This is a genomic window from Neoroseomonas oryzicola, assembly GCF_012163135.1.
Lineage (GTDB): Bacteria > Pseudomonadota > Alphaproteobacteria > Acetobacterales > Acetobacteraceae > Neoroseomonas > Neoroseomonas oryzicola.
Genome location: NZ_JAAVUP010000005.1, coordinates 19,772 through 46,045, shown reverse-complemented (window position 1 = coordinate 46,045; position 26,274 = coordinate 19,772). Strand labels below are relative to the sequence as shown.

Genomic DNA, 26,274 nt, shown 5'->3' with positions numbered 1-26,274 from the left:
GCGAGACGCGATGTCTAGGCAGGCATCACCCAGGCCAGGACATGCGTCCCGACTAGGCAGGTCGCCCCATCCTGGTTCACCACCTCCAGCCGCGCGCGGGTGCGGGCGCGGCCGTCGTCCACCTCCTCGATGACGTAGCGCGCGGTCAGCGTGTCGCCGGCGAAGACCGGACGGGTGAAGCGGATGCGGTCATAGCCCGCCGAGACCGGCGTGCCCGTGGCCCCGCGCGCGACCGACCGGCGCGACATCATGCTCGCTGTCGTCGAGAGCAGCCCCATCACATGCGCTCCATGCGCGATGCAGCGCCCGAAGGCGGTGCGCGCAGCGAAGTCGGCGTCGGTGTGCACTGGATCGTCGTCCCCGCTGATGCGGGCGAAGGCGGCGATGTCCTCGGCATCGATGCGGCGGGTGTATTCGGCGACTTCGCCGGCTTCGAGGAAGGTTGGCGCCTTCATGGCAGCCGTCCCGCGGTCGTCCGCACCGGGCGCGGCGGCAGGCGCGCCGCGAGCCCCATCGGCCCATCGGCAAACAATGCCGCATCCATCTGCTTCAGCGCCGGCGAGACCGCCGGCCGGAACGCCATGGCGTCGATCACGTCGCGCTCGACATCGAGGCCGGGCGCGACCTCGATCAGTTCGGGACCGCTGGCGCCGAGCCGGAACACGGCGCGTTCGGTGACGTAAAGCACCTCCTGCCCGCGCTCGCGCGCATAGGGACCGGAGAAGGAGATCTGTTCGACCTGCTGCACGGCCTTCTTCGCCTCGCCGGCGGTCAGCGTGCCCCCGAACACCACGCGCCCTGCACCCTGGCTGATGTTGACGAAGCCGCCCGGCCCGACGATGCGCCCGCCGAAGCGCGAGACGTTCACATTCCCCGCCGCGTCGAATTCGGCGAAGGAGAGGAAGGCGAGGTCCAGCCCGCCACCGTCGTAGAAATCGAACTGGTAGGGCTGGTCGACCTGCGCGTCCGGGCTGCTCGCCGCGCCGGCCTCGTTGCCGCTCGCCGGTGCGCCGCCGATGTTGCCCTGTTCGTTGGTCAGGCAGATGCGGTCGAGCACCGCCTCCTCCGCCGCGACATTGGCGATGCCGGTCGAGATGCCCGATCCGAGGTTGCAGACCGCGCCCTCGAACAGCTCCATCGCGCCACGCCGGGCGACGATGCGCCGGGGGCCGGGCGGCAGGCGAGGGACCTCGTCCAGCGCGACGCGGTGATGACCGGAATAGGCGAGGCTGTCCTGCGTCTCGTAGGTCTGCCACTGGTCGGGCACGATGACGAAGGCATCCACCAGGATGCCCGGGACCTTCACCATCTTCGGGTGAAGCTTGCCGCGCGGCACCAGGCGCTTGGCCTGGGCGATGACGATGCCGCCCTGCCGCCGCGTCGCCTGGGCGATGGAGAGCATCTCGAGCGTCACCGCCTCGTGCTCCATCGAGAGGTTGCCGGCCTCGTCGATCGCCGAGCCGCGGATGAACGCGACATCGACCTTGTAGGGCTTGTAGAAGAGGTACTCCTCGCCGCGCAGCGTCACCACCTCGATCAGGTCCTCGGTGGCGCGCTGGCTCTGTCGCCCGCCGCCGATGCGCGGATCGACGAAGGTGCGCAAGCCGACCTTGGTGAGCAGCCCCGCGCGGCCGGCGGCCATTTCGCGCATCAGCTGCGACAATGCACCCTGGGGCAGGGTGTAGGCCTCGATCTTCTCGTCGAGCGCGAGGCGCGCGATGCCGGGGCTGTTGACGAAGGTGCCGGAGACGACGCGCTTCAATAGCCCGTCCTGCGCCAGGTGGCCGGCGCCGCGCGTCTTGCCGTCGCCGAGGCCGACCGGATGCAGCGCGGTAATGCCGCGCGGCGCGCCGGTCTCGCGGAAGCGGTTGCCCACGGCTTCCAGCAGCGCATCCGGCACCGCGTGACCGCCGCCCGATCCGCCGATCAGCAGCGTATCGCCATCGCGCAGCGCGGCGGCGGCCTGCGCGGCGGTGATCTGTCTCATGGCATCCCCTTGAGCGATCCAGGCGCATGGCACAGCACGCGGTGGCCAGGCGCAATCTCGGTCAGCGGCGGCGGTTCGGCGCAGACGGGCTCCGCGACGGGACAGCGCGCGCGGAAGGCGCAGCCCTGCGGCAGGCGCAGCGTCGAGGGCGGCTCGCCCCCGAGCACGACGCGCTGGCGGCCGGGCTCCGGCACGGCGGAGAGCAGGGATACCGTGTAGGGATGCGCCGGCTGCGCAAACAGATCGCGCGCCGGCGCTTCCTCGACGATGCGGCCGAGATACATCACCGCCACGCGGTCGCAGAAGGCGCGCACCACTGCGAGGTCATGCGCGATGAACATGTAGGCGAGGCCCATCCGCTCCCGTAGGTCGAGCATCAGGTTCAGCACCTGCGCCTGCACATTGACGTCAAGCGCGGAGACCGGTTCGTCCGCGACGATCAGCGCCGGTTCCAGCCCGAGCGCCCGGGCAATCGAGATGCGCTGGCGCTGCCCGCCCGAGAATTCATGCGGGAATCGCGCCGCCCAGGACGGGTTCAACCCGACCATGTCGAGCAGCGCGCCGACGCGCTCGCCCGCTTCAGCGGCCGTCCTGGCACGGCCATGCACGAGCAGCGGTTCGGCGAGGATGTCACCGATGCGCATGCGCGGGTTCAGCGAGGCGTAGGGGTCCTGGAACACCATCTGCAGGCGCGGGCGGAGCTGGCGCAATTCCTCGCCGCCCAAGGTCGCGATGTCCTGGCCGTCGAAGCGGATGTGGCCGGCGTCCGGCGTGTGGAGGCGCGTGACAAGACGCGCCAGCGTGGACTTGCCGCAGCCGCTCTCGCCGACGATGCCGAGCCGCTCGCCGGGCATGACGTGCAGCGAGACGCCGTTCACCGCATGCACCACCTCGCGCGCGCCGAAGAAGGACTTCTTCGGCAGGGGGAAGTGCTTCACCAGGTCCCGCGCGACGAGCAGCGGCTCGGTCGTGGAAGATTCCGGCGGCTTCGCGTGGGCGGGCACCGTGCGTGGAGGCAGGCTGCGCCCGTCGGCCGTCACCCAGCAGCGCGCGAGGCGGCCTGGCGCGACCTCGGCGAGCGGCGGGCGCTCCGTGCCGCAACGATCGATCCGCCAGGGGCAGCGCGGGGCGAAGCGGCAACCCTGCGGCATCGCGAGCGGGTCGGGTGGCGCGCCCTCGATCCCCGGGAGGCGGTCGGCGATCGGCGCGTCGAGCCGCGGCACCGCATTGGCCAAGGCCCAGGCATAGGGATGGCGTGGGTCCGACAGGACGTCGGTCGTGGGACCTTCCTCCACCACCTCGCCGGCATACATCACGACGATGCGCTTGCAGATGGTGCCGATGACGCCAAGGTCATGGCTGATCAGCACGATCGCGGTGCCGAACTTCTCGTTGAGCCCAGCCAGCAGGTCGAGGATCTGGGCCTGGATGGTGACGTCGAGCGCGGTGGTGGGTTCGTCCGCCAGCAGCAGGGTCGGGTCGTTCGCCATGCCCATGGCGATCATCACCCGCTGCCGCATCCCGCCCGAGAACTGGTGCGGGTAGGAGGCCGCGGCCCGCTCGGGCGAGGCAACGCCCATGCGGCGCAGCAACTCAATGCCATGGCGCCGCGCGTCGCGGGCATCCATCCGGCCATGGGCGACGACATGCTCCGTCACCTGGCGCAGGATGCGCAACACGGGGTTCAGCCCGGTCAGGGAATCCTGGAACACCATCGCCGCATTGGCGCCGCGCCAGGCGGTCAGCTCGCGCGGCGACATCGTCAGCACGTCGCGGCCCTCGAACAGGACCTCGCCGCCCTCGATGCGGGCCGGGGGATCGAGCAGCCGCATCAGGGACTGCGCGGTGACGGACTTGCCCGATCCGCTCTCGCCGACGATGCCGAGGGTCTCGCCCTTGCCGACCGAGAAGGATACGCCGTCCACCGCGCGCACCGGGCCGGCGTCGGTGTGGAAGACCGTGACGAGGCCACGGACGTCGAGGACGGCGTCGCTCACCGGCTGCGGGCCTTTGGATCGAGCCAGTCGCGCAACCCGTCGCCGAGGAAGTTGAAGCCGACCACCACGGACAGGATGGCGATGCCCGGGAAGGTCGCAACCCACCATTGTTCGACCAGCTCGCGGCCCTCGGCGATCATCGATCCCCATTCCGGTGTCGGCGGCACCACGCCGAGGCCGAGGAAGGACAGCCCTGCGAAGGTCAGGATGGCGATGCCAAGGTCGAGGGTGCAGAGCACCGCGATCGGCCCGAAGGTATTGGGCAGCACGTGCCGCCAGAGGATGCGCTTCTGCGGCAGGCCGGCCACCGTCGCGGCTTCCACGTATTCCTGGCTGCGCTGGACGATGGCGAGGCTGCGCGCTAGGCGCGCGAATTTCGGCCACCACACCACCAGCATGGCGATGATGGTGTTGGTCGTGCCGATGCCGAGCGCCGCCGCGAGCGCAAGGGCCAGGATGATCGGCGGGAAGCACAGCACGAGGTCGGTGAAGCGCATAAGGGCTTCCTCGCCCCATCCGCGCAGCCAGGCGGCCAGGATGCCGACCGCCGTGCCGAACGCCGCGCCGAGGATCACCACCGAGAAGCCCGCCAACAGCGAGACCCGCGACCCATAGATCAGCCGCGACAGCACGTCGCGGCCGAGGATGTCGGTGCCGAGCCAATGCGCCGCCGAAGGTGGGGCGAGGCGGTTCGCGATGTCCTGCGCATCGGGGGGAAAGGGCGCGATCCAGGGCGCGAAGACTGCGACCAGGATCCAGCCCAGGACAATGCCGCCACCGGCCCAGGCCAGCCCGTATCGGCGGATCCGCCTGCGCAGCCGCGATTCCGGGAGCGCTGCCGTCGCGCTCATCGCCGCACCCGCGGATCGAGCAGTGCATAGGACAGGTCGACCACCAGGTTCACCAGCAGGTAGGTGGCCGAGACCACCAGCGTGATTCCCATGATGGCCGGGAAGTCGAGCGCCGCCGCCGAACGGAATGTGTAGCGACCCAGCCCAGGCCAGGCGAAGATCGTCTCCGTCATCACCGCGCCGGTCAGCAGGTTCGCATAGGCAAGCCCGCCGAGGGTCACCACGGGCACCAGGGCGTTGCGGAGCGCGTGATGCAGCACGACGGCGCGTTCCTTCAGCCCCTTGGCGCGGGCGACGCGGACATAGTCCTGGTGCAGGCATTCCAGCATCGCTGCCCGGGTGGTCCGCGTGATGAGCCCGAGCGTCGCCGCCGCCAGCACGATCGCCGGCAGCGCGAGATGGGCGAGGGCGTCGTGGAAGGTCTCCCAATCCCCCTGCCTGGCGCTGTCCCACAGGAAGAAGCCGGTGCTGCCCTCGGGTGGGAAGGCGATGGGGTCGAGCCGGCCCGGTCCCGGCGCCCACCCGAGCCAACCGTAGAAGATCGCGAGGAAGATGAAGGCGAGCCAGAAGGTCGGCGCCGAGACGCCCAACAGCGACACTGCGCGCGCCACGGCGTCCACGATGCTGTCCCGCCAAACGGCGGCGGCGACGCCGAGCGGGATGCCGACCACCAGGGCCAGCAGGAAGGAGACGGTCGCGAGTTCTATCGTCGCCGGCGCATATTGCGCGATGTCCTCGAGCACTGGACGTCGGGTCGCGATGGAGACTCCGAGGTCTCCGTGCAGGAGCCCGCTGAGGAAGATCCAGTAGCGGTCCCACAGCGGTAGATCGAGGCCCCATTTCGCGCGCCACTGCGCGACGACGGTGGGATCGCTGGCCAGGATGTCGCCGAGCTGCGCCAGCACCGGATCGCCCGGCACGAAGTTCGAGATGAGGAAGATGACGAGGCTCGCGAGCAACGCCATCACCACCGCGGATGCAAGTCGTATGGCGACGTATCGCAGCACGCAGACAGATCCTTCCCTTGCGGGCATGCTGCACTTGTCCCGATGTGGCAATCAAGATGCTGGAGGAAGCGATGGACGGCGCCGTGACCACGACCCTGCATGGCCCTGTGGCGGAACTGCTGCTGGACCGTCCCGCGAAGCACAATGCGGTGACGCCGGCCATGGCGGCGGCGATCGCGGAAGCCGCCCGCGCCCTCGATGCCGATGACGCCGTGCGCGTCGTGCTGCTGCGCGGTGCGGGGGAACGGGCCTTCTGTGCGGGCAGCGACCTTAACTCGCTCGCCGCTTATCCAAGCACATGGCATTTCCGTAACCGCGTCGAATACGCCACAGCCATCCGCAACATCCGCAAGCCGGTGATTGCGGCGTTACAAGGCTGGACGCTGGGGGGTGGGGCGGAGATGGCGCTCGGTGCCGACATCCGCATCGCGGCGGAAGGCACGCGCTTCGGCTTCCCCGAGGTCACGCGCGGCTGGGTCGGTGGCGGGGGCGCGTCCCAGATGTTGCCGCGCATGATCGGCGCGGCGCGCGCCATGCGCATGCTGATGACCGGCGACCCGATCGAGGCGGCCGAGGCACAGGCGCTCGGCCTGTTCGACCAGGTGGTGCCGCAGGCGGATCTGCTGGCGACGGCGCAGGCGATGGCGACGAAGATCGCCGGCTTCAGTCCGGTCGCCGTGCAGTCGGTGAAAGCCTCGGTGCGCATGGCGATGGAGGCGCCGCTGACCGCCGGCCTGCTCTACGAGAACGAGATGAACGTGCTCTGCTTCTCGGCCGGCGACCACCTGGAAGGGATCCGCGCCTTCGCCGAGAAGCGAGGCGCGGCCTTCTCCCGCTAGGCCGGTCGGACCTTGCCCATCTCGAGCTGCCAGCCGGCCGCGGTCAGCGGAAAGGCGCCGACCGTGTTCCGCACCGCGATCTGGTAGGTCGGCTGGAACAGGATGAAGTGGTGGGCGACGTCCACCACGCCGCGCTGCCATTCCACCCAGAGCCCGGCCGCTTTCTCCAGGTCCTGTTCCTCTGAGGCGCGCTTGACCAGGTCGGTCATGGCCTGCGGCACCGTCCAATGCACGCGGCGCGCAACGCGTTCCACCACGGCCGAGGCCCAGAGGTCGTTCGACACCGCCGGAGGGTTCCAGAAAGTCAACACGCCACCCGCCATGCGACCCGTTGTGTAGGCGGTGCGCAGGTTCACCTGGTCCATCGGGTTCAGGCGGACGCGGATGCCCACGCGCGCGAGGTCCGCCTGCAGCTTCTGCCCGAGCACCTGGTAGGAGATGCCGGCGACGGCAGCGTTGCCGTAGGCGATCTCCATCTCGAAGCCATCCGGCACGCCGGCGGCCTGGAGCATCTGCCGCGCGCGGTCGAGATTGGTGTTGAAGCCGACCTCGCGCGCGATGCGCTCGGTGCTGCCGTTCACGCCGATTGGCAGGAAGTGGGCCGGGCGCACCGCCGCCCCGCCGAGCAGGCTGCCGAGAATGCCGTCATAGTCGATCGCATAGCCGATCGCGTGTCGCGCTTCCTTCTTCGCGAGCACAGGGTTGGCCTGCGGGCTCTCGGTCACCGCCATGTAGACGAAGTCGAGGCTCGGCATGCGGTCGATGCGCACGCCGCTGTCGCCGGCGAGTGTCGCGATCTGTTCGGGGATCAAGTTGAAGGCGGCGTGCACGTCCCCGCGCCGGACCGCGAGCAACTGCGCCGCGCTGTCCGACAGGTGGCGGATGATGACGCGCTCGAAGGGGGAGGGGCCGCCCCAGTAATGCGGGTTCCGCACGAGCTGGATCTGGCTGTTGCGTTCCCAGCGCACCAGGCGGAAGGGGCCGGTGCCGGCGGAGTTGTTGTTGAGCCAGTCGGTCGCCTTGTCGGCCTCGCGCGCATTCTCGGCGTCGGTGCCGCCCTGCGCCATCACGGCGGCCTTCTCGAGGATGCCGTTGCCGGGTGCGGCAAGGATCGGCAGCACCGGCGCGTTCGGCGCATTCATGATGAAGTCGACGGTCTTGGCGTCGACGGCCACCACGCGATCGACCGACTTCAGATACTGCTGCGTCTGTTCCTTCATGTTCAGCAGGCGCATGAAGGTCCAGCGCACATCCTCGGCCGTCATCGGATTGCCCGAGGCGAACTTCACGCCGTCCCGCAGCGTGAAGCGCCAGCCGCGCCCATCCGGCGTCCGCTGCCAGGAGGTCGCGAGCGCCGGCTTGACGTTGACGAGGTCGTCCGGCGTCAGCGTCACCAGCGCGTCGTAGGTCGCGGCGAGTGTCATCGGCGGCGTGTATTGCGCCTGCCGCACCGGATCGAGCGTGACGGTGTCGCTGATGTCGATGCCGATCACCAGGGTATCGCGCCGCGACTGCGCAAACACCTTTTCGGGGAGCATCGGAAGTGCCGCGGCGGAGAGCCCCAGCATGCGCGCAAGCGTACGGCGATCGATGACGGTGGCTGTCATGGAACGGAACCTCCTGGGGACCCTTGTGCCGGGTCGTTGGGAGAGTCAGCCTAGACCTCGCCAGCAACGGCGTGGAAGCCGGAATCGAAAGGGAGGACGCCATGGCGACCGGCGTCGGCATCATCGGCCTCGGCATGGCCGTGACGCCGCATATGCTTGCCTTGCGCGACCTCGAGGCCGCGGGGCGCGCGCGGATCATTGGCGGCTACGCACCCTCCGCCGCGCGGCGCGATGGCTTCGCCGCACGCTGGTCGGCATCTGCATTCGATAGTCTTGATGGATTGCTCGCTGCGCCGGGGCTCGACCTCGCGCTGATCCTCGCTCCGCCGGGTGAGCATTTGCCCATCGCCGAGTGTGTCGCGGCCGCCGGCAAGCACATGATCGTCGAGAAGCCACTGGAACGCACTGTCGCGCGCGCCGAAGCGCTGGCCGCGGTCGCGGAGCGCTCCGGCGTCCGCGCCTCCGTCTGCTTCCAGCATCGCTTCCGCCCCGCTGCACTCGAACTCGCGCGGCGCCTGCGCACTGGTGATCTCGGCCGGCCGCTCAGCGCCTCCGCCAGCATCCGCTGGTGGCGCGACGCGAACTACTTCGCGCAGCCCGGTCGCGGCACGATGGCGCGCGATGGCGGCGGCGTGCTGCTGACCCAGGCCATCCACACCATGGATCTTCTGTTGCACCTGATGGGCCCGGTGCGTGACGTCACGGGTTTCGCGCAGAATGCGGGCCTGCGTGTAAATGACACCGAGGACGTTGCGGCGGCCGCCATTCGCTTCGAGAACGGCGCGCTCGGCGTGATCGACGCGACATCCGTCGCGCGTCCCGGCTTTCCCGAACGCATCGAGATCGCCGGTACCAAGGCGAGCGCGCTGCTCATCGGCAACCGGCTGGAATGGTATGCCGGCGACGGCCCGCCCGAGATCCTCGACCCCGGCAGCGGCACGGGCGGCGGCGCGGACCCCATGGCCTTCGACCATGGTCCGCACCGGGCCCTGATCACCGAGATGCTGGACGCCATCGCCGAGAACCGTGCGCCGTCCAACGACGCCCGCAGCGCCTTGCACGTGCAGCGCCTGATCGAATCCTGGCTGGGAGGCCGCCCATGACCATCACCGGTGCGACGCGCCTGCTCGCCATCATCGGCGATCCGGTGGCGCCGCTTCGCTCGCCCGCCTTCTTCAACGCTGCCTTCGCGCGCATGGGGCGGGACACCGCCTTCGTGGCCTTCCAGATCCCGGCCGGCGCGCTGGAACGCTCCTGGCCGGCTTTCGAGGCGATGAGGAACCTGGACGGCATCGTCATCACCATGCCGCACAAGGAAGCGGTGATGCCGTTGCTCGCGGATCTCGGCCCGACCGCGCGGCTGACGCATTCGGTCAATACCATCCGGCGCCGCCCCGACGGCGCCTTCGAAGGCGACATGTTCGACGGGGAGGGTTTCCGTGACGGGCTCGAGCGCGCCGGCCATCCGGTGCGCGGCAAGCGCATCCTGCAGGTTGGTTGCGGCGCGGCGGGCACCGCGATCGCCTGCGCCCTGGCACGCGCGGGCGCTGCGGAACTCACGATCCATGACAGCGCGGCGGCACGACAGGAGGCATTGGCCGGGCTGCTGCGCACCCATCTCCCGCAGACGCGCGTCGTCATGGGACCGCCGGACCCACGCGGCTTCGATATCGTCGTGAATGCAACGCCGCTCGGCCTGCGACCGGGCGACCCGACATCGATCGACCCCGCGTTGCTGGCGTCGTCGCAGGTTGTCGCGGATGTGATCCCGAACCCGGAAGTCACGCCCCTGATTGCGGCTGCCCGGGCCATCGGCTGCGCGACGACGACCGGGCGCGACATGCATGAAGGCCAGGCGCGCCTCGCCGCCGCCTATCTCGACATCGAGGGTTGGAACGGCTGATGGACAGCGCCACCGCGCCGGAGGACGGCCGCCTCACCTATGACGACATCGCCGACGACCTGGCGTGGGAGACGCCCGGAATCACGGTGACGGAGAGCCACATCTTCGCCTTTGCCGGCCTGTCGGGCGACTTCTACGAGATCCATGTCGACGACGACTATGCTCGCTCCCTTGGCTATCCGGGGCGCGTTGCGCATGGGCTGCTTGGGCTGGCGCTGGCCGACGGGTTGAAGAACCGATCGGCGGTGCGGCTGGCGGCCGTCGTCTCGCTCGGCTGGCGCTGGCGCTTCGCCGGCCCGATCCTGGTCGGCGATCGCGTCCAGGCCCGAATCAAGGTTGTCGCGAAGCGCGCCACGCGCCGCCCGGATCGCGGGATCGTCACGCTCGACCTCACCCTGTTCAACCAGAAGGGAGAGGTCGTGCAGGCCGGCGAAAACGACCTGATGGTCCACCGGGCCGTCGCTATGTCAGCAGGGTCCGCGCCATGATCATGCGCTGGATTTGGTTGGTGCCTTCATAGATCTGGGTGATCTTGGCGTCGCGGTAGAGCCGTTCGACCCGCACGCCGCGGATATAGCCGGAACCGCCGTGAATCTGCACCGCGTCCGCGGTGCGCCCCACGGCCGCATCCGCGGCGAAGCACTTCGCCATGCTGGCCGCGAGCGTCGCCTTGCCGCCGCTGTCCAACAGCCGCGCCGCCTCCATGATCATCAGCCTTGCCGCCTGGATGTCCTTGGCCATGTCCGCGATCATCCACTGCACGGCCTGGAACTCGGCGATCGGCTTGGCGAACTGCACGCGCTGCTTCGCGTAGGAGAGGCTTTCCTCGAGCGCGGCCATCAGGATGCCGAGCGCCAGCGCCGCGATGCCGACGCGCCCCTTGTCGAGCACCGACATCATCATGTGGAAGCCGCGACCCTCGGTGCCGAGCAGGGCCTCGCCGGGCAGCCGCACATCGTCGAAGGTCAGCCCGCCGACTGGGGAGGCGCGCTGCCCCATCTTGTGTTCCTTGCGTCCCCGCGAAACGCCGGGCAGGTCGAGGTCCACCAGGAACACCGACATCCCTCGATGCCCGGCCGTGGGATCAGTCCGCGCGAGCACCGCCGCGAAATCCGCCACCGGCGCGTTGTGGATCCACAGCTTCGCGCCGTTCAGCACCCAGCCGGCGCCGTCCCGCCGCGCCTCGGTCTTCAGGGAGCCGAGGTCCGATCCGGCCCCGGCCTCGGTCAGCGCATAGGCGCAACGCCGTTCGGCACTCAGCAACGCTGAGAGGTAGCGCGCCTGCTGCGCCGGGGTCCCGTGTTGCGTCAGCAGCGTTCCGAGCAACTCGACAAGCCCGACCTGGTCGGCGACCGAGGCATAGCCGCGCGAGAGTTCCTCCATCACCAACGCATAGGCCAGCGCATCGGCACCGGCGCCGCCGAGCGATTCAGGCACGGTAATCCCAAAGAGACCGGCGCGGGCGATGTTGCGGTACAGCTCGGAGGGATAGGTCTCGCTCTCGTCGAGCTCCGCGGCGATGGGGGCTACCTCGGCCGCTGCGAAGCGCCGGGCCGTGTCGCGCATCGCCGCATGCGTTTCGGACAGGCCCTGCGCGTCGAGCAACCCGATGGTCATTGCCGCCTCCTCCGTCAGTCCTTTGCGCGCGGAGGTGGCGGTTCGTGGCCGGTCCGCAGCGCGCCGATCGTAGCACGCCGCGGGCTTGCCGTCCGCTCAGGCCACGGCAGCTTCGCCCACGTACCGGTTCACGGGCTGCGTCAGCCCGAGATTCTCCCGCAGCGTCTGCCCGGCATACTCCGTGCGGAACATGCCACGGGCCCGGAGCTCGGGAAGCACCAACTCGACGAACTCGTCGAGGCCGAGCGGCAGGACCGGCGGGCAGAGGTTGAAGCCATCCGCCGCATCCGCTTCGACCCAGGCCTGCATGTCGTCGACGATGTCCTTCGGCGTGCCGACCAGGATGCGGCCGCCGAAACCCGCCGCGATGGTGGTGTAGAGCTGGCGGATGGTGAGGTTCTCGCGCCGCGCCAGAGCGAGGAGGTTCTTCGCCATGCTCTTCACGACGGGGTTCTCGGGCTCGGGCACCGGACCGTCGATCGGATAGGCCGAGAGGTCGCCCATCTGGCCATAAAGGTAGGAGAGCCCGAGCTGAGGTTCGACCAAGCTGTTCAGCAGGTCGAACTTCTCGCGCGCTTCCTCTCGCGTGCGGCCGACGAAGATCGTCACGCCCGGCATGATCTTGAGGCTGTCGCGCGACCGTCCGTACTTGGCGAGGCGCCCCTTCAGGTTCGCGTAGTAGGCCTTGGCGGATTCGAGATCGAGCGGCGCGGCATAGACGACGTCCGCACTGCGCGCGGCGATCTCGAGACCCTGCTCCGCGGCCCCGGCCTGCACCAGGATGGGTCGCCCCTGCGGGGTGCGCTTGATCGTCAGCGGGCCCTTCACCTTGAAGTGCTTGCCGTCATGGTTCAGCGCATGGAGCTTCGACTGGTCGAAGAAGATGCCGCTCGCCTTGTCGAACAGCGGCGCGTCCTCCTCCCAGGAATCCCACAGGCCTTTCACGACTTCCACGAACTCGGCCGCGCGTTCGTAGCGCAGGTCGTAGTCCATGTGCTTGTCGCGATTGAAGTTGCGCGCCTCGGCATCCGACCAGGAGGTCACGATGTTCCAGCCGGCGCGACCGCCGCTGAGGTGATCCAGCGAGGCCCATTTGCGCGCGATGTGATAGGGCTCGTTGTAGGTGGTGGACGCCGTGGAGACGAGGCCGATATGCGACGTCACCGCCGAGAGAGCGGAGAGAAGCGTCAGCGGCTCGAGCTCCAGCGTCTGGTGTGACCGGCAGAGCGCACCGGGCGGTTCGTCCTTGGTCCGCAGCCCGATCCCGTCGGCGAGGAAGACCATGTCCATCTTCGCGGCTTCGGCCGTCTGCGCGATGTAGCGGTAGTGGCTGAACTTCGACGCCGCGTCCGGATCCGCCGAAGGATGCCGCCAGGCGGCCGCGTGGTAGCCCAGGTAGCGCATGGAAAGGCCGAGGCTGATCTGCTTCGGGCTGCTCATCTGTCAAATCTCATCGTCAGGATGGCTGGAAGGCGCCGCCCCGCCCGCCAGGGGCAGGGCGGCGCAACGATTCAGTAGCGATAGCCGGCGCGTTCGAGGTACTGCCGCGACATGTCGAGGTCGTAGGCGATCGGCTTCAGGATGTCGCGGTCATACTCTGGCGCCGAGTAGGGGATCGGCACGGTACCGGGCTTGCCGTAGCCGCCGGCGATTTCCTGGACGATCTGCTCGCGCGGCATGGCGTGGCTGATCGCCTTGCGGATATACGCGGCGGCCTCCGCTGCGCGGGACGGGTCCTGCCGGCCGAGCGGCGTCTCGACGCCGGTGCCGAACACCGGATGGCGTAGATTGTAGCAGATGTGCTGCCACTTGAAGCTGTCGAAGGTCTGCACCTTGCCCCAGGAAGCGTCGATCGTGCTCGCCACCGGACCGATGTCGTACATGGGGTCGTGCGCGTCGATCTCGCCCGCGCGCAAGGCTGAGAGCACCGCATCCGTGCCTTGGATATTGACGACATAGAAGGTCTTCACGTTGCCGGGGTGCGGCTTCCAGTAGTTCTCGTTGCGGGCGAACTTGTAGGCGCGCCGCTGCGGATCATAGCCCTGCGCGATCCAGGGCCCGGTGCCGATGCCGCCCTGCGCCGTGTAATTTCGTCCGTCCGACGTACGGACATTGTAGCGGCCGAGCCAGGTGCTCGCGACGTGGCCGCGCAGCGCCTCCGGCCGGATGCCCTCATAGGCGTGCTTCGGCATGATCGCCTGCGCGCCGAGCAGCCAATCGAAGAACAGCATGTTGTAGGCGGGCAGATCGACGGTGATCTCGTGCTTGCCGGTGACGCGATAGGCGTTGGGGCCGCCGAGCACTTGTTCAGCGGTCGCCTGGATCGAAGACCCGTAGGCCTTGTTGAGGAAAGTGTCCCAGGTGAACTTCACGTCCTCGGCGGTGAATTCCTCGCCCGAATGCCACTTCACGCCCTGGCGCAGGGTGATCACCCAATGCTTGCCGTCGGGCGACATGGTGTGGCCGGTCGCGAGCGCGGGCTCGAGGCGCTTGTTCTCCCAGTTGTCGTATTCGTAGAGGCGATTGTAGATCGGGCCGAAGATGTTCGATTCATTGTAGCCGATGCTGTACATCGGGATCAGCGCAGACGGCGGCGCCCAGGAGGCGAAAGCCGCGGTCGCGTTGTTGCCGCCGCCTTCGATCGTCCACTTCTCCGGGTTCGGATAGAAGACCGGATTGAAGGTGGTGAAGTCGAAGCCGCGCAGCTTCGGATTCACCGCAATGACGTCCTCCGGATAGAACAGGATCGTCATCGGCTCGGTGTCGTACCAGCGTTTCTCGAAATCGCGATAGGCCTGCGCACGCTGCGCGGGATCGATGGTGCCGGCGATGCGGTCGAGCGCGCTGTCGATCTGCGGATCGTTCACGTAGTAGAAGTTCTGGCCGCTCGGCGGCATCAGCCTACTATGGAACAGCGCATTCGGCGTCGGCGTGATGGCGTTGTAGTAGTAGCGCTCCAGATAGGCGTCCCAGCCGCCCTCCGCATGCGGCTTCCCGTCGCCGCGCGACCGGCGCGGAGCGATGACGGTGAAGGGCACGAAGCTCGAGACGACGTCGATGCCGATGCGCGACATCTGCTGCGCCGCGAGGGTTCCCCAGATCATGCGCGCCGGCTGGTTGTTCGGGATCATGAGGTAGAGCCGGAAGAAGGGCGGTGCCGCACGGGCCGGTCCGACAGCCGCGGTAACGACCGAGGCTGCCGCGGCCTGCATCAGGGTGCGGCGCTTGGTGCTCATGCGCATGGTCTCTCTCCGTTCACGCGGGGTTGTGACATGCCGTGCGGTGGCCCGCCTCCGGCGGCGACAGCATCGGTTCGGTCTCTGCGCAGACGGGCAGGGCCGCGGCGCAGCGGGGATGGAAGGGGCAGCCGCTTGGCCGGCGCAGGGCGCTCGGCACTTCGCCCTGCAGGGCGATCCGCGTCTGCGCGGCGCCAGGCTGGGGCACCGGGATCGCGCTCATGAGTGCGCGCGTATAGTGATGGCGCGGGCGGGAGAAGATCTCGTCGACCTCCCCGATCTCGACGAGCTTGCCGAGGTACATCACCGCGACATGCGTGCTGATGAAGCGGACCGAGCTCAGGTCGTGGGAGATGTAGAGATAGGCGAGCCCGAGCCGGTCCTGCAGTTCCGCCAGAAGGTTGAGGATCTGCGCCCGCACCGAGACATCGAGGGAGGAGACCGGTTCGTCCAGGATGAGCAGCTTCGGCTCGACCGCGAGCGCCCGCGCGATGCCGACCCGCTGCCGCTGGCCGCCGCTGAACTCATGCGGGTAGCGCCAGGCATGATGCGGCTCGAGGCCCACCATGCGCAGCAACTCGTCGACGCGCGTAGCCCAGGTCTGCGGCGCCTCCGGGCGATGGACGCGCAGGGGCTCTCGCAGTGTCTCGCCGATCGTCCAGCGCGGATTGAGGGACAGCCACGGATCCTGGAAGACGTATTGCAGTGACCGGCGGATTGCGAGGATCCGGGCGCGATCACCCTGGCGGAAGATCGGCACGATATCGTCGCCCTGGAAGCGCACCATGCCTTCCGTCGGCTGCACGAGGTTCAGGATCGCGCGTGCCGTCGTCGTCTTGCCGCAGCCCGATTCACCCACCAGGCCGAGGGTCTGTCCGGCGGCGATGCTGAAGGAGACGCCATCGACGGCGCGGATCTCTGTGCGCTGCCGGGCGCGGAACAGGCGCCGCTCCATCACCGGGTAGGATTTCGAGAGTCCCTCGACTTCGAGCAGCGCGCTCATGCCGCGATCCCCGGGCTGCCGCGACGGAGGCAGCTGACGGTATGGCCTGGCGCGACAGCCGTCTCTACGGGCAGGAGGCAGCGGCACTCGGCCTGGGCTTCGGGGCAGCGGTCGTGGAAGCGGCACCCAGATGGCGGGTTCAGGAGGTTGGGTGGCCGCCCCGGGATCGACGGCAGCACCCGACGCGCCGGGCCCGCATAGGAATGGTCGATGCGTGGCATGCTTTCGAGCAGCGCACGCGTATAGGGGTGCTGCGGAGCATTGAAGATCGTGGCGGCGTCCGCGGTCTCGCAGACACGCCCGGCATACATGACGGTAATCCGGGTCGCCATGCGCGCGACGACGCCCATGTCGTGCGTGACCAGCACCATCGACATCCGGAAGCGCGCCTGCAACTCGGCCAGCAATTCCAGGATCTGCGCCTGGATCGTGACGTCGAGCGCGGTGGTCGGCTCGTCGGCCAGGACCAGCGAGGGATTGCACAGAAGCGCCCGAGCGATGCCGATGCGTTGCCGCATGCCGCCGCTAAGTTCGTGCGGATACTGCCGCAGCCGCGTCGCCGGATCGGAGATGCCTACCAGGCCGAGGAGCTCGATTGCCCGGGCCTCGGCATCCCTGCGGCTGGCCTTCTCATGCCAGGTCAGGATCTCGGTCAGCTGCGCCCCGATGGAATAGATCGGATTGAGCGACGTCGCCGGGTTCTGGAAGATCATGGAGATGTGCCGGCCACGGAGCGCCGCCATCTGCTTGGGCGTGCGCGTCAGCAGGTCCTCGCCGTCGAACAGGATCTGACCGGCGACCGTCCGCGCCGGCGGCGGTACCAAGCGCAGCATCGCGAGGCTCGAAACCGTCTTGCCGCTCCCGGACTCCCCGACGATGCCAAGCGTCTCGGCGCGGTTCACGCTGTAGTCGACGCCGTCCACCGCGCGCACCACGCCCTCGCGCGTGAAGAAATGGACCTTGAGGTCGCGCACCTCCAGCAGCGGCTGGGCCGCCGCCATGGGCGCCGGGCTACTGGCGGAGGCGAGGGTTGAAGGCATCGGTCAGGCCGTCCGCGAGCAGGTTGAAGCCGAGTACGGTCAGGAAGATCGCGGTGCCCGGGGTCAGCACGGCCCAGGGCGCGACCTTCAGCGCCTCGTAGTTGAAGAAGAGCGACTGGCCCCAGGACACCGCCTTGGGGTCGCCGAAGCCGAGGAAGCTGACCATCGTCTCGGCCAGGATGGCTCCACCGATGCCGAGCGCCACGAGGACGATCAGCGACGGCAATGCGTTGGGCAGGATGTGGCGCAGCAGGATGTCGCGCTTGCGCGAACCGATGCAGACCGCCGCCTCGACGAACTCTGCGTGCTTCAGCCGCAGGAACTCCGCCCGCGCCATGCGGGCGATGGGCGGCCACTCGAAGCAGCCCAGCAGCACGATGATGGTGATGAGGTTGAGGTTCGGGATGTTCTCGAGCCAGGTGCCCACCACGACGATGCCGAACAGGCGCACCACGGCGAGGATGACGATGAACACCGGGATGACCATGAAGAACTCGGCGAAGCGCATCAGAAGCTCGTCGGTCATGCCACCGGCGTAGCCGGCGATGCCGCCGATCGTCACGCCGATCAGGGAGGCGATGGCCATGGCGCCGAGCCCGACCGCAAGCGCGGTTCGGGCGCCGTAGAGCATCCGGCTCAGCACGTCGTAGCCATTGCGGTCGGTGCCGAGCAGGTGGATGGAATCCGGTGCGCGCCGCGCGGCCCCGCGCAGCATCGCGGATTGGTCGCTCGGATCGAAGGGTGCGAGTAGCGGGCAGAAGATTGCGATAAGCACCACCAGCGAGACGAGCGTGAGGCCCAACATGCCGGCGCGGTTGCGCCGGAAGCGATACCAGGACTGGCGCCAGACGCCCGGCGGCCTTTGTCGGCTGCCGAGGTTCTCGGCCTGCAGGGTTGCGGTGGGGGTGGCTTCGCTGTCCATGGTCAGGCGAGCCGGATGCGCGGGTCGATGATGACATAGGCGATGTCGGTCAGCAGCGTCGCCGTCACCAGCATGAAGGTGATGATCATCGTCGCCCCCATGATGAGCGGATAGTCGAGCTGCTGGATCGCCATGATGTAGAGCGCCCCGAGGCCGGGCCAGGTGAAGACCGTCTCGGTCACCGGCGCCGTGCCGAGCATCAGGCCGAACAGGATGCCGAGATAGGTCAGCACCGGGATGAAGGCGTTGCGCAGAGCGTGCCCGAAGACCACGCGGCGCTCCGGCAGGCCGGAGGCGCGTGCGGCCGTGATGAAGTCCTGCCGCAGGACATCCACCAGCGAGGCCCGCAGCAGCAGCGTCAGAGTGGCCGTATTGAAGAAGGCGAGCATCGCGACCGGCAGGACCATGTGCCACAGCCCGTCGATGACCATGCTGTCCATCAGCAGGTTGCGCGTCGAATAGGCGCCGTAGGACGGCAGGACACCGAGCCAGTAGGAGAAGAGCAGGATCAGCAGGATGCCCAGCAGGAAGCCGGGCAGCGAATGACCCACCATGGCGCCGGCGATGACGCCGAAATCGATGCGGCTGTACTGGCGCGTCGCCGCGAGGACGGAGATGAGGACCGACACCAGCAGCGCGATCAGGATCGCCGGGATCTGGATCTTCAGCGTCTCGAGCCCGTAGGTCAGGAGCATCTCGGAGACTGGCAGGTTGTAGATGATGCTGGTGCCGAAATCGAAGCGGATGATCGCGCCCAGCCAGGTGAAGTAGCGGTCCGTCACGCTGCCGCCCAGGCCGTAGTACTGGGTGATGGACTCGATAATCTCGTCGGTGATCCCCGGACGTTCGGCGAGAAGGATCTCGATCGGGTTGCCGATCGCGTTGATCATGGCGAAGAGGATGATGCTCACGCCGATGATCAGGAAGGCGGAGAAGATCAGGCGCCGGACGATGTATCGGGCCGTTCCCAAGGACCGGATCCTCCTTCAGTCGATGGCCGTGGGCGTGGCGGGCAGGGGATCCGGACGGTGCATCACCGTGGTGGCCTCGGCGCCATGCGACGTGTCGTCATCCGCTCTCTGCTCCTTGCAGTCGGCATATCGGCGGGCGGGACCGCCATCCCCTCGCTCTCACCCTCGGGGACGGCGATCCTCCCGGCGCATCTGTTGGTGCTGGTCGCTGTTGAGGCACGGGCTGCCGGCGTGCATCGTCGCCTGCGGCAGCGGCAAGAAAGACGGGTCCTGACAATTTGCCTGATCGGTCACAGCGCGTCCCCCCTGGGGCCTAGGCCGCGTGCGAAGCATTTCTCCCGTGACGCCGGTTGTCCGACGTCAACGGGAGCCTAGGAAGCGCCTGCTATTGCGGTCAAATGCCATAATCAGCATGCTTCATGCGCAGATGTTATGAAGCCGCGATGCAACGTCGTCTGACGCAGCGCCAGGTCGAGGCATTCCGCGCGGTGATGCTGCACGGATCGATCTCCGGCGCCGCCGAGATGCTGGGGCTGACCCAGCCGGCGGTGAGCCGGCTGATGCGCGACATGCAGGATACCCTTCAACTCCGGCTGTTCCTGCGCCGCGGCAATCAGATCGCCCCGAATGCCGAAGCAAGCCTGCTGTTCGAGGAAGTGCAGCGCAGCTTCGTCAGCCTCGGCCGCATCGAGCGGACGGCGCACGAGATCAAGCGCGCCTGGCACGGCAGTCTGCGCATCTCGGCCATGGCGGGGCCGGCGCATGGCTTCCTGCCGGCCCTTCTGCCGCGCTTCCTGCAGGAGCATCCCGAAACCTACGTGGCCCTGCACAGTCACGTCTCCTCCACCACGCTCGAGCGGGTGTCGCTGCGACAGTTCGACGTCGGCATCGCCTATGCGGGCCCCGAATATCCTGGGGTGGACGTCGAGTTGCTGCCGGGTCTCGAGGCCGTTTGCGCGGTCCCGGTCGGGCACGCGCTCGCGCGCAGGACGGCCATCGAGATCGAGGATCTGCGGGGCCAGCAATTGCTGAGCCTCGGCTCCGGCAGCCAGATCTCCTCGCGCCTCGATGCGCTGCTGCGGGTCGCGGGCATTGCCGCGCCGGTGTTGGCGGAATCGACAGCCTCGGAGGTCCTGTGCCGGCTGGTGGCGCATGGCGTCGGCCTCGCGTTGGTGGATCCCTTCACCGCCTCGGCCGTGCGCGACCCGGCCGTCGTGATCCGCCGCTTCCGGCCGCGCGTGGACTATGCCGCGGCCCTGGTCTTCCCCGCAGGCGTGCCGCGCTCCCGCGCCGTCGAGCGCTTCGCCGAGATCGTGCGCGCAGCCGCGACGATGGATCAGCTGCTCGAGGTCTAGCGACCGCTCAGCGCGAGGGCCTTGCGCCTGCGATGCGGCCTGTGCATCCTTGTGGCCTCACCCTCCGGCCGCTTCGGCGGCCGTCGCCTCAGTTTGGCAACCGGGCGGCGCTTGGCGTCGCCCTTGGCGCAATGGCGCCGCGTGGAGGGTGGTCTGCATGGCTCGGCGTGGCATGATGAAGCTCGGGATGTCGATGCGCGGCCTGGGGTATCACCCCGCCGCGTGGCGCCATCCGGAGGTGCCGGCGGATGGCACGCTGCGCTTCGACCACTACGCGCACAACGCGCAGATGGCCGAACGCGGGCTGTTCGACATGATCTTCTTCGCGGACGGCATCGGGTTGCGCGAACGCGACGAGCCGCGCGGCTCCCTGGCACGTTCGGGCTACGAACTGGTCGAGATGGAGCCGCTGACGCTGCTGCCGGCGCTCGCCGTCCTGACCAAGAACATCGGCCTCGTGACAACGGCGTCGACAACCTACAACGAGCCCTATCATGTCGCCCGCAAGTTCGCGACGCTGGACCTGATCAGTGGCGGCCGCGCCGGCTGGAACATCGTCACCTCCTGGTCCGAGGCGGAGGCGAAGAACTTCAACCGCGAGGAGCATCTCGACTACGACACGCGCTACGAGCGCGCCGCCGAGTTCGTCGAGGTGGTCAAGGGCCTGTGGGATTGCTGGGAGCCGGACTCCCTCGTCTATGACAAGGAAGGTGGGCTGTTCTACGACGAGAGCAGGATGCATCTGCTGAACCATCGCGGGAAGCATTTCCAGGTGCGCGGGCCGCTCAACGTCGCTGGCATGCCGCAGGGACGGCCGGTGTTGGTGCAGGCAGGTGCATCGGAACCGGGGCGCGAGATCGCCGCGGCCACGGCCGACGTCGTCTACGCGGCGGCGGATTCCCTCCAGGCCGCCAAGACCTACTATGACGACGTGAAGGGCCGTATGGCCAAGCATGGCCGCGACTGGGATGACCTCAAGATCATGCCTGGCGTGCGCACGATCGTCGCGGCGACACGCGCCGAGGCGCAGGCCAAGTTCGATCGGCTGCAGGACCTGACGGATCCGCTGGTGGGCCTGGCGCGCGTCTATGCCGCGCTCGGCGACCTCACCGGCTTCGACATCGACGGCCCGGTGCCCGAGCCGCAGCGCGAGGCGGAAGTGCGCAGCAGCACCGAGCGCATCATGCAACGCGCGCGGTCCCAGAACCTCACCATCCGGCAGCTCTACAAGCAGATCGTGGGCGGCGGATTCTACCTGATCGGGACGGCCTCCGACGTCGTGGACGGCCTGCAGGAATGGTACGAGGCGGAAGCCTGCGACGGCTTCAACATCCTGCCGCCCTATCTGCCAGGCTGCTGCGACGACTTCGTCGAGTTCATCACGCCCGAGCTCCAGCGCCGCGGCCTGTTCCGCAAGGCCTATGAGGGCAAGACGCTGCGGGAGAATCTTGGCCTGAAGCCGCATGTGAACCGATATGCCGAGGAGCGCGCGCGCTCCGCGGCGGCCGAGTGACGGATAGCCCACGATGACCCAGCGGACGATGAAGCTCGGCCTGAACCTGGTTGCGAACGGCGCGCATGGCGGCGGGTGGCGCATGGCGGATGCGCATCTCGGCGCCGCCATGGACATCCGGATGTGGAAGCGCCTGGCGAAGGAGGCCGAGAAGGCGAAGTTCCACTTCATGTTCTGGGCGGATGGGCTTGCGGTGCGATCCTCTGCCAAGGACGAGGCGCAGCTGAGCTACGACAGCCGCATCGACGTCTTCGAGCCGATGACCCTGCTCTCGGCCCTGTCCGCGGTGACCGAGCGGATGGGCTTCATCGCGACCGCCTCGACCACCTATTATGAGCCCTTCCACCTCGCCCGGTTCTTCGCCTCGCTGGACCACATCACGGAAGGCCGCGTCGGCTGGAACGTCGTGACCTCCTGGTCCGAGCAGGAGGCGCTGAACTTCGGCCGCGAGAAGCACATGGAACATGGCGCGCGCTACCGCCGCGCCGGCGAGTTCGTCGACCTGGTCTTCGGCCTCTGGGACAGCTGGGAGGACGACGCGTTCATCCGCGACAAGGCGAGCGGGCAGTATTTCGATCCGGCGAAGCTGCACATCCCGCATCACCGCGGTGAGCACTTCACGGTACGCGGCCCGCTGAACGCCGCGCGACCGATCCAGGGCTACCCGGTTATCGCGCAGGCCGGGTCGTCCGGACCGGGACAGGATCTCGCGGGGCGCACGGCCGAACTGATCTACACGATGCAGAAGTCACGCAAGGAGGCGCAGGCCTTCTATAGCAGCGTCAAGAGCCGCTTCGCGGCACATGGCCGCTCGGCAGAGCATTCTCTCGTCATGCCCGGCATGATGCCGATCATGGGCCGCACCATGCAGCAGGCCCGGGACCGGGCCGAGCAGATGCAGGAGCTGATTCACCCGCAGTTGGGCCTCGCGGCGCTGATCCCGTCTTTCGGTGACCTCAGCGGCTACGACCTCGACGACCCGGTGCCGGACCTTCTCTCGGACACCAACAGCGTCAAGAGCGAGCATGCGAAGCTGGCGCGGCAACTGGAAGGGCGGACCATCACCATCCGCGAACTCATTAACCAGCGCTCCGCATCCGGCCACCACGTCATCGTCGGGACGCCGCAGAGCATCGCCGACGAGATGGAGGATTGGTTCGTCAACCGCGGCTGCGACGGGTGGAACATCCTGCCGCCCTTCTTTCCCGGGCCGGTCGAGGAGGTCTTCGAGCTGCTGGTGCCGGAACTGCAGCGGCGCGGCCTGTTCCATACGGAATACGAAGGCCGGACGCTGCGGGAGAATCTCGGCCTGCCCCGCCCGGCGCATCCCAACGCGCGGGCCAGGACCGTGGCGGCCGAGTAGGCGCGCCTCAGACCGCCTTCTGCTCCTCGACGGCGGTTCCTTCCTTCGCGCCCCATTGCAGGGTGCCGGCGGTGGCGAAGCGATCGGGCTGGAAGGCGCCGATCGGCAACGGCGTGGCGCCGTGCATCACCAGGTCGGCCACGATCACGCCGCAGATCGGGCCGAGTTGGAAGCCATGGCCAGAGTAGCCGAAGGAATGGACCAGAGTCGGGTCATTCGGGCTCGGCCCGATATAGGGGATGGCGTCGGGCGTATTGCCCTCGAGCCCCGTCCAGTTGCGCACGATCGGCACGCGCGCGAGGTGCGGGAAGGCGTCGACGACCGGCTTCATGTTACCGGGCAGGCCGGCATAGAGCACGTCGGATTCGCCCGCCTCCATGTCGGCGCGCCCCTCGTAGCCGCCGCCGATCACCACGGTGCCGTTCTGCATCTGCTTCAGGGACAGCTTCTTCCTCACATGCCCGATCACGGGTCCCAGGAAGCGCGGCACGCGCGCCGTGACCGTCATGGTCGCGGCCTTCATGCGCACCGGCATGGTCTCGCCGAGCATCGCGGCGATGCGCTCGCCCCAGCCGCCGGCGCAGTTCACCAGGCTTGGCGCGGCGAAGCGGCCGGCTGTGGTCGCCACCGTCCAGCCGGCAGCGTCGCGTTCGATGCCCAGCACCTCGGTCCGCTCGAGGTAGCGCGCGCCCAGGCTTTCCGCCCGGCGCCGGAAGGCCGCGGTGGTCAACAGCGGATTCCCGAAGCCGTCGTCGCGCGCGATGATGCCGCCGATGACGGCATCGGAGACGGCCGGCACCAGGCGCTTCACTTCGGCGCGGTCGATCGGTTCCTCGAAATCATAGCCGAGGCTCCGCGTTGTGGCCGCGCGCTCGACCGTCCAGGCGAGGTCGGCCTCCGTCTCGGCCAGCAGCAGATGTCCGCAGGGCGAGAAGCCGCAATCGTCGCCCAGCAGTTCCGGCAGGCGTCGCCACAGCGCGAGCGATTCCATCGCCAGCGGCAGCTCCGCCCGGTGCCGCCGCAGCCGGCGCACGCCCCCGGCGCTCGCGCCCGAAGCATGGCGCGCGACGTGATTGCGCTCGATGACCAGGGGACGACGCCCGCGCGCCGCCAACTGGTAGGCGGTTGAACTGCCATGCAGCCCGCCGCCGATGATGATGACGTCCTGAGTCATGGCGCCTACTCCGTCTCCAGGGCCGCGAGGTCGCCGATGGTTAGCCGGCGCAGGGGCGGACGCGCGCGGGGCGGCATGACGTCTTCCTCCGTCTGCCCGGTGGCGTCGGCGACGATCCGCGCCAGAGTCTGGCCGCATTGCCGGCCCTGACAGGGGCCCATCGCGCAGCGGGTCACCGCCTTCACCTGGTTCGGGTCCCGGCAGCCATCCGCGATGGCGGCACGGATGTCGGCTGCCGTGATGTCCTCGCATCGGCAGATCGTGGTGTCCGCGTCCAGGAAGGTGAGCGCGTCGGGTGGCGGATACATGGCGTCGAGGAGGGACCGCAGCCCCGCATGCCGTTCGATCGCCGCCTGCTCGGGCGCGGCGTGGCGGTCGCGCTCGGCACGATCGAGGACACCGAGCCGATGCGCGGCATCCAGCGCCGCAAGCCGACCCGCATGGATGGCGGCCTCCGCGCCCAGGATGCGCGCGCCATCGCCCGCGACGGCGACCGCGTCCAGCGCGGTGGCACCGAAGGCATCGGCGTCCGGGCGCCAGCAGCGCTGCCGCGGGTCCCAGCGGTGCGGCAGCCGCAACATGCGGGTCAGCACGATGTTCGGCACGACGCCCGCATGCACCAGCAACACGCCCGCCGGAATGCGCTCGGCGCGGGCGCCCTGCCGGACCTCGACGGCTTCGAGGCGATCGGTCCCGATCGCGCGCAGCCCCGTAACGCCCGGGATGCGGCGGACGTCGCTTCGGCGGAGCTCCGCCATCATCGACAGGCCCTTGCGGAGCAGCGGCAGGCAACCGAGCGCGCCTGCCAGTTGCGGCAGCCCGCGCTGCCAGGCGCCAGGCGGCGTGAGATCCGCCACTGCCGCGATGCGCGCCCCCGCCCGCAGGTACTGCACGGCCACCAGCAGCAGCAGCGGTCCGGTGCCGGCCAGCACCACGGGACCATCGGGGATCGCGCCGCTGTCCTTGAGCAGGATCTGCCCCGCCCCGGCCGTCATGACGCCCGGTAGCGTCCAGCCGGGGAAGGGGAGGCTCCGTTCCATGCAGCCCGTCGCGAGCAGCACCCGTCGCGGCCTCAGCCAGCGCGCCTGGCCGTCGACGGTCACGCCGATGCTGCCATCCCGATCGACGGCCCACACCGAAGCGCCCGGGCAATAGGTGGCGCCGGAGCTTCGGAACGCCTCCACCAGACCCGCGCCGCGGCAGTAGTCGGCGTCGAGAACGGCGGAGCCGCCCAGCGGGCTGCGCGTCACGGCGTGGTAGACGATCCCACCAGGCGCCGCGCGCTCATCGAGCAGCGTGACGGAAAGACCGCGCGTGGCGGCCTCGGTGGCGGCGGCGAGCCCGGCGGGCCCCGCCCCGACGATGGCGAGATCCGGCCGGTCAGTCATGCGCCGTCTCCGCGGCTGCCAGTTGACGGCGCACCACCATGCCCGCGCGCACCGTCGTGAGGCAGGCCTGCACGCCAGGCTCGCCGTCGACCTCGACGAGGCATTCGTAGCAATGCCCGATCATGCAATACGCGGCGCGCGGTGCGCCGGCGACGGTGCTTGCGCGCATAGGCACCGCGCCACCGATCAGTAGCGCCGCCGCTAGGCTGACCCCCGCCGGAACGGCGAGGCGTTCGCCGTCGAGTAAGATCTCCACCTGCTCGGCCGTGACGCCGGCCATCTGCCTGAACATGCACCCTCCTCGCGCCCGCTAGGGCCTGGGCGCGCATCGGCGCGCCGGTAGCGGCGAAGGGCGGCGCGCCGCCCCGAGGGTGAGAGCGCGAATGATGCACACCGCGCCGCGCCTGCGCAACGTGCCGCACCGCATAACATCCAGGCATGGACACTGCGCAATTCGGCATTTGACGCTGAATTCGGCGTGTCCCTAGGCTTTCCTCGGAA

Annotated in this window: 23 protein-coding genes; 7 read left to right on the top strand and 16 right to left on the bottom strand. The window is 68.8% G+C overall.

Annotated features, from left to right (window positions below):
- Positions 1 to 14: 14 nt before the first annotated feature.
- The 5 genes from GWK15_RS17425 to GWK15_RS17405 are packed head-to-tail and all read right to left on the bottom strand — an operon-like array spanning position 15 to position 5,842.
- Positions 15 to 455 carry a MaoC family dehydratase gene (locus tag GWK15_RS17425; RefSeq protein WP_168042645.1) on the bottom strand — a complete coding sequence of 147 codons (441 nt, stop codon included), beginning with the start codon at positions 453 to 455 and terminating at the stop codon, positions 15 to 17.
- Positions 452 to 1,987 carry an acyl CoA:acetate/3-ketoacid CoA transferase gene (locus tag GWK15_RS17420; protein ID WP_168042644.1) on the bottom strand — a complete coding sequence of 512 codons (1,536 nt, stop codon included), beginning with the start codon at positions 1,985 to 1,987 and terminating at the stop codon, positions 452 to 454. The genes GWK15_RS17425 and GWK15_RS17420 overlap by 4 nt, the downstream gene beginning before the upstream one ends.
- Entirely contained in the window at positions 1,984 to 3,984 is a 2,001-nt protein-coding gene (locus tag GWK15_RS17415; RefSeq protein WP_168042643.1) for a dipeptide ABC transporter ATP-binding protein, read from the bottom strand. Before GWK15_RS17415 ends, GWK15_RS17420 begins: the two co-directional genes overlap by 4 nt.
- Entirely contained in the window at positions 3,981 to 4,835 is an 855-nt protein-coding gene (locus tag GWK15_RS17410) for an ABC transporter permease (protein ID WP_168042642.1), read from the bottom strand. Before GWK15_RS17410 ends, GWK15_RS17415 begins: the two co-directional genes overlap by 4 nt.
- Positions 4,832 to 5,842 carry an ABC transporter permease subunit gene (locus GWK15_RS17405; protein WP_168042641.1) on the bottom strand — a complete coding sequence of 337 codons (1,011 nt, stop codon included), beginning with the start codon at positions 5,840 to 5,842 and terminating at the stop codon, positions 4,832 to 4,834. Before GWK15_RS17405 ends, GWK15_RS17410 begins: the two co-directional genes overlap by 4 nt.
- An 83-nt stretch (positions 5,843 to 5,925) precedes the next feature.
- On the opposite strand from GWK15_RS17405, the gene GWK15_RS17400 reads away from it, so the two are divergent.
- The gene (locus GWK15_RS17400) at positions 5,926 to 6,681 is read left to right on the top strand and encodes an enoyl-CoA hydratase/isomerase family protein (protein WP_338147277.1); all 756 of its coding nucleotides are present in this window, start codon (positions 5,926 to 5,928) and stop codon (positions 6,679 to 6,681) included.
- Here GWK15_RS17400 and GWK15_RS17395 read toward each other — a convergent pair.
- Positions 6,678 to 8,288: an ABC transporter substrate-binding protein gene (locus GWK15_RS17395; protein WP_168042640.1), complete on the bottom strand. Its 1,611-nt coding sequence runs from the start codon at positions 8,286 to 8,288 to the stop codon at positions 6,678 to 6,680. The two genes, GWK15_RS17400 and GWK15_RS17395, sit on opposite strands and share 4 nt — an antisense overlap.
- A 101-nt stretch (positions 8,289 to 8,389) precedes the next feature.
- Here GWK15_RS17395 and GWK15_RS17390 point away from each other — a divergent pair, with 101 nt between their 5' ends.
- From GWK15_RS17390 to GWK15_RS17380, 3 genes are read left to right on the top strand one after another with little or no spacing between them, the layout of a single operon-like run.
- Positions 8,390 to 9,391, top strand: coding sequence for a Gfo/Idh/MocA family protein (locus GWK15_RS17390; protein ID WP_168042639.1), 1,002 nt, complete (start codon positions 8,390 to 8,392; stop codon positions 9,389 to 9,391).
- Complete coding sequence (locus tag GWK15_RS17385) at positions 9,388 to 10,191, top strand: shikimate dehydrogenase family protein (protein ID WP_168042638.1); 804 nt, start codon at positions 9,388 to 9,390, stop codon at positions 10,189 to 10,191. The genes GWK15_RS17390 and GWK15_RS17385 overlap by 4 nt, the downstream gene beginning before the upstream one ends.
- Positions 10,191 to 10,679 (top strand): MaoC/PaaZ C-terminal domain-containing protein, encoded by a 489-nt coding sequence (locus tag GWK15_RS17380; protein WP_168042637.1) that lies wholly within the window; start codon positions 10,191 to 10,193, stop codon positions 10,677 to 10,679. Before GWK15_RS17385 ends, GWK15_RS17380 begins: the two co-directional genes overlap by 1 nt.
- Here GWK15_RS17380 and GWK15_RS17375 read toward each other — a convergent pair.
- The 7 genes from GWK15_RS17375 to GWK15_RS17345 form a co-directional block, all read right to left on the bottom strand.
- On the bottom strand, positions 10,654 to 11,808 hold the full coding sequence (locus GWK15_RS17375; protein WP_168042636.1) for an acyl-CoA dehydrogenase family protein: 1,155 nt from the start codon (positions 11,806 to 11,808) through the stop codon (positions 10,654 to 10,656). The genes GWK15_RS17380 and GWK15_RS17375 overlap by 26 nt on opposite strands.
- Positions 11,809 to 11,904: 96 nt before the next feature.
- Positions 11,905 to 13,248, bottom strand: coding sequence for an LLM class flavin-dependent oxidoreductase (locus tag GWK15_RS17370; RefSeq protein ID WP_168042635.1), 1,344 nt, complete (start codon positions 13,246 to 13,248; stop codon positions 11,905 to 11,907).
- 71 nt (positions 13,249 to 13,319) lie between these two features.
- Complete coding sequence (locus GWK15_RS17365) at positions 13,320 to 15,050, bottom strand: ABC transporter substrate-binding protein (protein WP_168042634.1); 1,731 nt, start codon at positions 15,048 to 15,050, stop codon at positions 13,320 to 13,322.
- A 13-nt stretch (positions 15,051 to 15,063) separates the two neighbouring features.
- Complete coding sequence (locus tag GWK15_RS17360) at positions 15,064 to 16,047, bottom strand: ABC transporter ATP-binding protein (RefSeq protein WP_168042633.1); 984 nt, start codon at positions 16,045 to 16,047, stop codon at positions 15,064 to 15,066.
- Positions 16,044 to 17,048: an ABC transporter ATP-binding protein gene (locus GWK15_RS17355; RefSeq protein WP_168042632.1), complete on the bottom strand. Its 1,005-nt coding sequence runs from the start codon at positions 17,046 to 17,048 to the stop codon at positions 16,044 to 16,046. The genes GWK15_RS17360 and GWK15_RS17355 overlap by 4 nt, the downstream gene beginning before the upstream one ends.
- Positions 17,049 to 17,058: 10 nt before the next feature.
- The gene (locus GWK15_RS17350) at positions 17,059 to 18,009 is read right to left on the bottom strand and encodes an ABC transporter permease (RefSeq protein WP_168042631.1); all 951 of its coding nucleotides are present in this window, start codon (positions 18,007 to 18,009) and stop codon (positions 17,059 to 17,061) included.
- 2 nt (positions 18,010 to 18,011) lie between these two features.
- Positions 18,012 to 18,980, bottom strand: a complete 969-nt coding sequence (locus tag GWK15_RS17345; RefSeq protein WP_168042630.1) for an ABC transporter permease — start codon at positions 18,978 to 18,980, stop codon at positions 18,012 to 18,014.
- A 443-nt stretch (positions 18,981 to 19,423) separates the two neighbouring features.
- Between GWK15_RS17345 and GWK15_RS17340 the strand changes: the two genes are divergently transcribed.
- The 3 genes from GWK15_RS17340 (at position 19,424) to GWK15_RS17330 (ending at position 23,211) form a co-directional block, all read left to right on the top strand.
- Positions 19,424 to 20,335, top strand: a complete 912-nt coding sequence (locus GWK15_RS17340; protein ID WP_168042629.1) for a LysR substrate-binding domain-containing protein — start codon at positions 19,424 to 19,426, stop codon at positions 20,333 to 20,335.
- 157 nt (positions 20,336 to 20,492) lie between these two features.
- Positions 20,493 to 21,848 (top strand): LLM class flavin-dependent oxidoreductase, encoded by a 1,356-nt coding sequence (locus tag GWK15_RS17335; RefSeq protein WP_168042628.1) that lies wholly within the window; start codon positions 20,493 to 20,495, stop codon positions 21,846 to 21,848.
- Between the two features lie 13 nt (positions 21,849 to 21,861).
- Positions 21,862 to 23,211: an LLM class flavin-dependent oxidoreductase gene (locus GWK15_RS17330; RefSeq protein ID WP_168042627.1), complete on the top strand. Its 1,350-nt coding sequence runs from the start codon at positions 21,862 to 21,864 to the stop codon at positions 23,209 to 23,211.
- A 7-nt stretch (positions 23,212 to 23,218) separates the two neighbouring features.
- On the opposite strand, the gene GWK15_RS17325 is transcribed toward GWK15_RS17330, so the two are convergent.
- Genes GWK15_RS17325 through GWK15_RS17315 form a run of 3 tightly spaced genes read right to left on the bottom strand, consistent with a single transcriptional unit; the run spans position 23,219 to position 26,065 of the window.
- Positions 23,219 to 24,385 (bottom strand): NAD(P)/FAD-dependent oxidoreductase, encoded by a 1,167-nt coding sequence (locus GWK15_RS17325; RefSeq protein WP_168042626.1) that lies wholly within the window; start codon positions 24,383 to 24,385, stop codon positions 23,219 to 23,221.
- 5 nt (positions 24,386 to 24,390) lie between these two features.
- Positions 24,391 to 25,773: an NAD(P)/FAD-dependent oxidoreductase gene (locus GWK15_RS26360; RefSeq protein WP_168042625.1), complete on the bottom strand. Its 1,383-nt coding sequence runs from the start codon at positions 25,771 to 25,773 to the stop codon at positions 24,391 to 24,393.
- Positions 25,766 to 26,065: a (2Fe-2S)-binding protein gene (locus tag GWK15_RS17315; protein WP_168042624.1), complete on the bottom strand. Its 300-nt coding sequence runs from the start codon at positions 26,063 to 26,065 to the stop codon at positions 25,766 to 25,768. The genes GWK15_RS26360 and GWK15_RS17315 overlap by 8 nt, the downstream gene beginning before the upstream one ends.
- Positions 26,066 to 26,274: the final 209 nt, after the last annotated feature.

Coding starts and splice junctions, on each gene's coding strand:
- GWK15_RS17425 (WP_168042645.1), bottom strand. CDS start 455: ATGAAGGCGCCAACCTTCCTCGAAGCCGGCGAAGTCGCCGAATACACC.
- GWK15_RS17420 (WP_168042644.1), bottom strand. CDS start 1,987: ATGAGACAGATCACCGCCGCGCAGGCCGCCGCCGCGCTGCGCGATGGC.
- GWK15_RS17410 (WP_168042642.1), bottom strand. CDS start 4,835: ATGAGCGCGACGGCAGCGCTCCCGGAATCGCGGCTGCGCAGGCGGATC.
- GWK15_RS17395 (WP_168042640.1), bottom strand. CDS start 8,288: ATGACAGCCACCGTCATCGATCGCCGTACGCTTGCGCGCATGCTGGGG.
- GWK15_RS17390 (WP_168042639.1), top strand. CDS start 8,390: ATGGCGACCGGCGTCGGCATCATCGGCCTCGGCATGGCCGTGACGCCG.
- GWK15_RS17385 (WP_168042638.1), top strand. CDS start 9,388: ATGACCATCACCGGTGCGACGCGCCTGCTCGCCATCATCGGCGATCCG.
- GWK15_RS17380 (WP_168042637.1), top strand. CDS start 10,191: ATGGACAGCGCCACCGCGCCGGAGGACGGCCGCCTCACCTATGACGAC.
- GWK15_RS17375 (WP_168042636.1), bottom strand. CDS start 11,808: ATGACCATCGGGTTGCTCGACGCGCAGGGCCTGTCCGAAACGCATGCG.
- GWK15_RS17370 (WP_168042635.1), bottom strand. CDS start 13,248: ATGAGCAGCCCGAAGCAGATCAGCCTCGGCCTTTCCATGCGCTACCTG.
- GWK15_RS17365 (WP_168042634.1), bottom strand. CDS start 15,050: ATGCGCATGAGCACCAAGCGCCGCACCCTGATGCAGGCCGCGGCAGCC.
- GWK15_RS17360 (WP_168042633.1), bottom strand. CDS start 16,047: ATGAGCGCGCTGCTCGAAGTCGAGGGACTCTCGAAATCCTACCCGGTG.
- GWK15_RS17355 (WP_168042632.1), bottom strand. CDS start 17,048: ATGGCGGCGGCCCAGCCGCTGCTGGAGGTGCGCGACCTCAAGGTCCAT.
- GWK15_RS17350 (WP_168042631.1), bottom strand. CDS start 18,009: ATGGACAGCGAAGCCACCCCCACCGCAACCCTGCAGGCCGAGAACCTC.
- GWK15_RS17340 (WP_168042629.1), top strand. CDS start 19,424: ATGCAACGTCGTCTGACGCAGCGCCAGGTCGAGGCATTCCGCGCGGTG.
- GWK15_RS17335 (WP_168042628.1), top strand. CDS start 20,493: ATGGCTCGGCGTGGCATGATGAAGCTCGGGATGTCGATGCGCGGCCTG.
- GWK15_RS17330 (WP_168042627.1), top strand. CDS start 21,862: ATGACCCAGCGGACGATGAAGCTCGGCCTGAACCTGGTTGCGAACGGC.
- GWK15_RS17325 (WP_168042626.1), bottom strand. CDS start 24,385: ATGACTCAGGACGTCATCATCATCGGCGGCGGGCTGCATGGCAGTTCA.
- GWK15_RS26360 (WP_168042625.1), bottom strand. CDS start 25,773: ATGACTGACCGGCCGGATCTCGCCATCGTCGGGGCGGGGCCCGCCGGG.
- GWK15_RS17315 (WP_168042624.1), bottom strand. CDS start 26,065: ATGTTCAGGCAGATGGCCGGCGTCACGGCCGAGCAGGTGGAGATCTTA.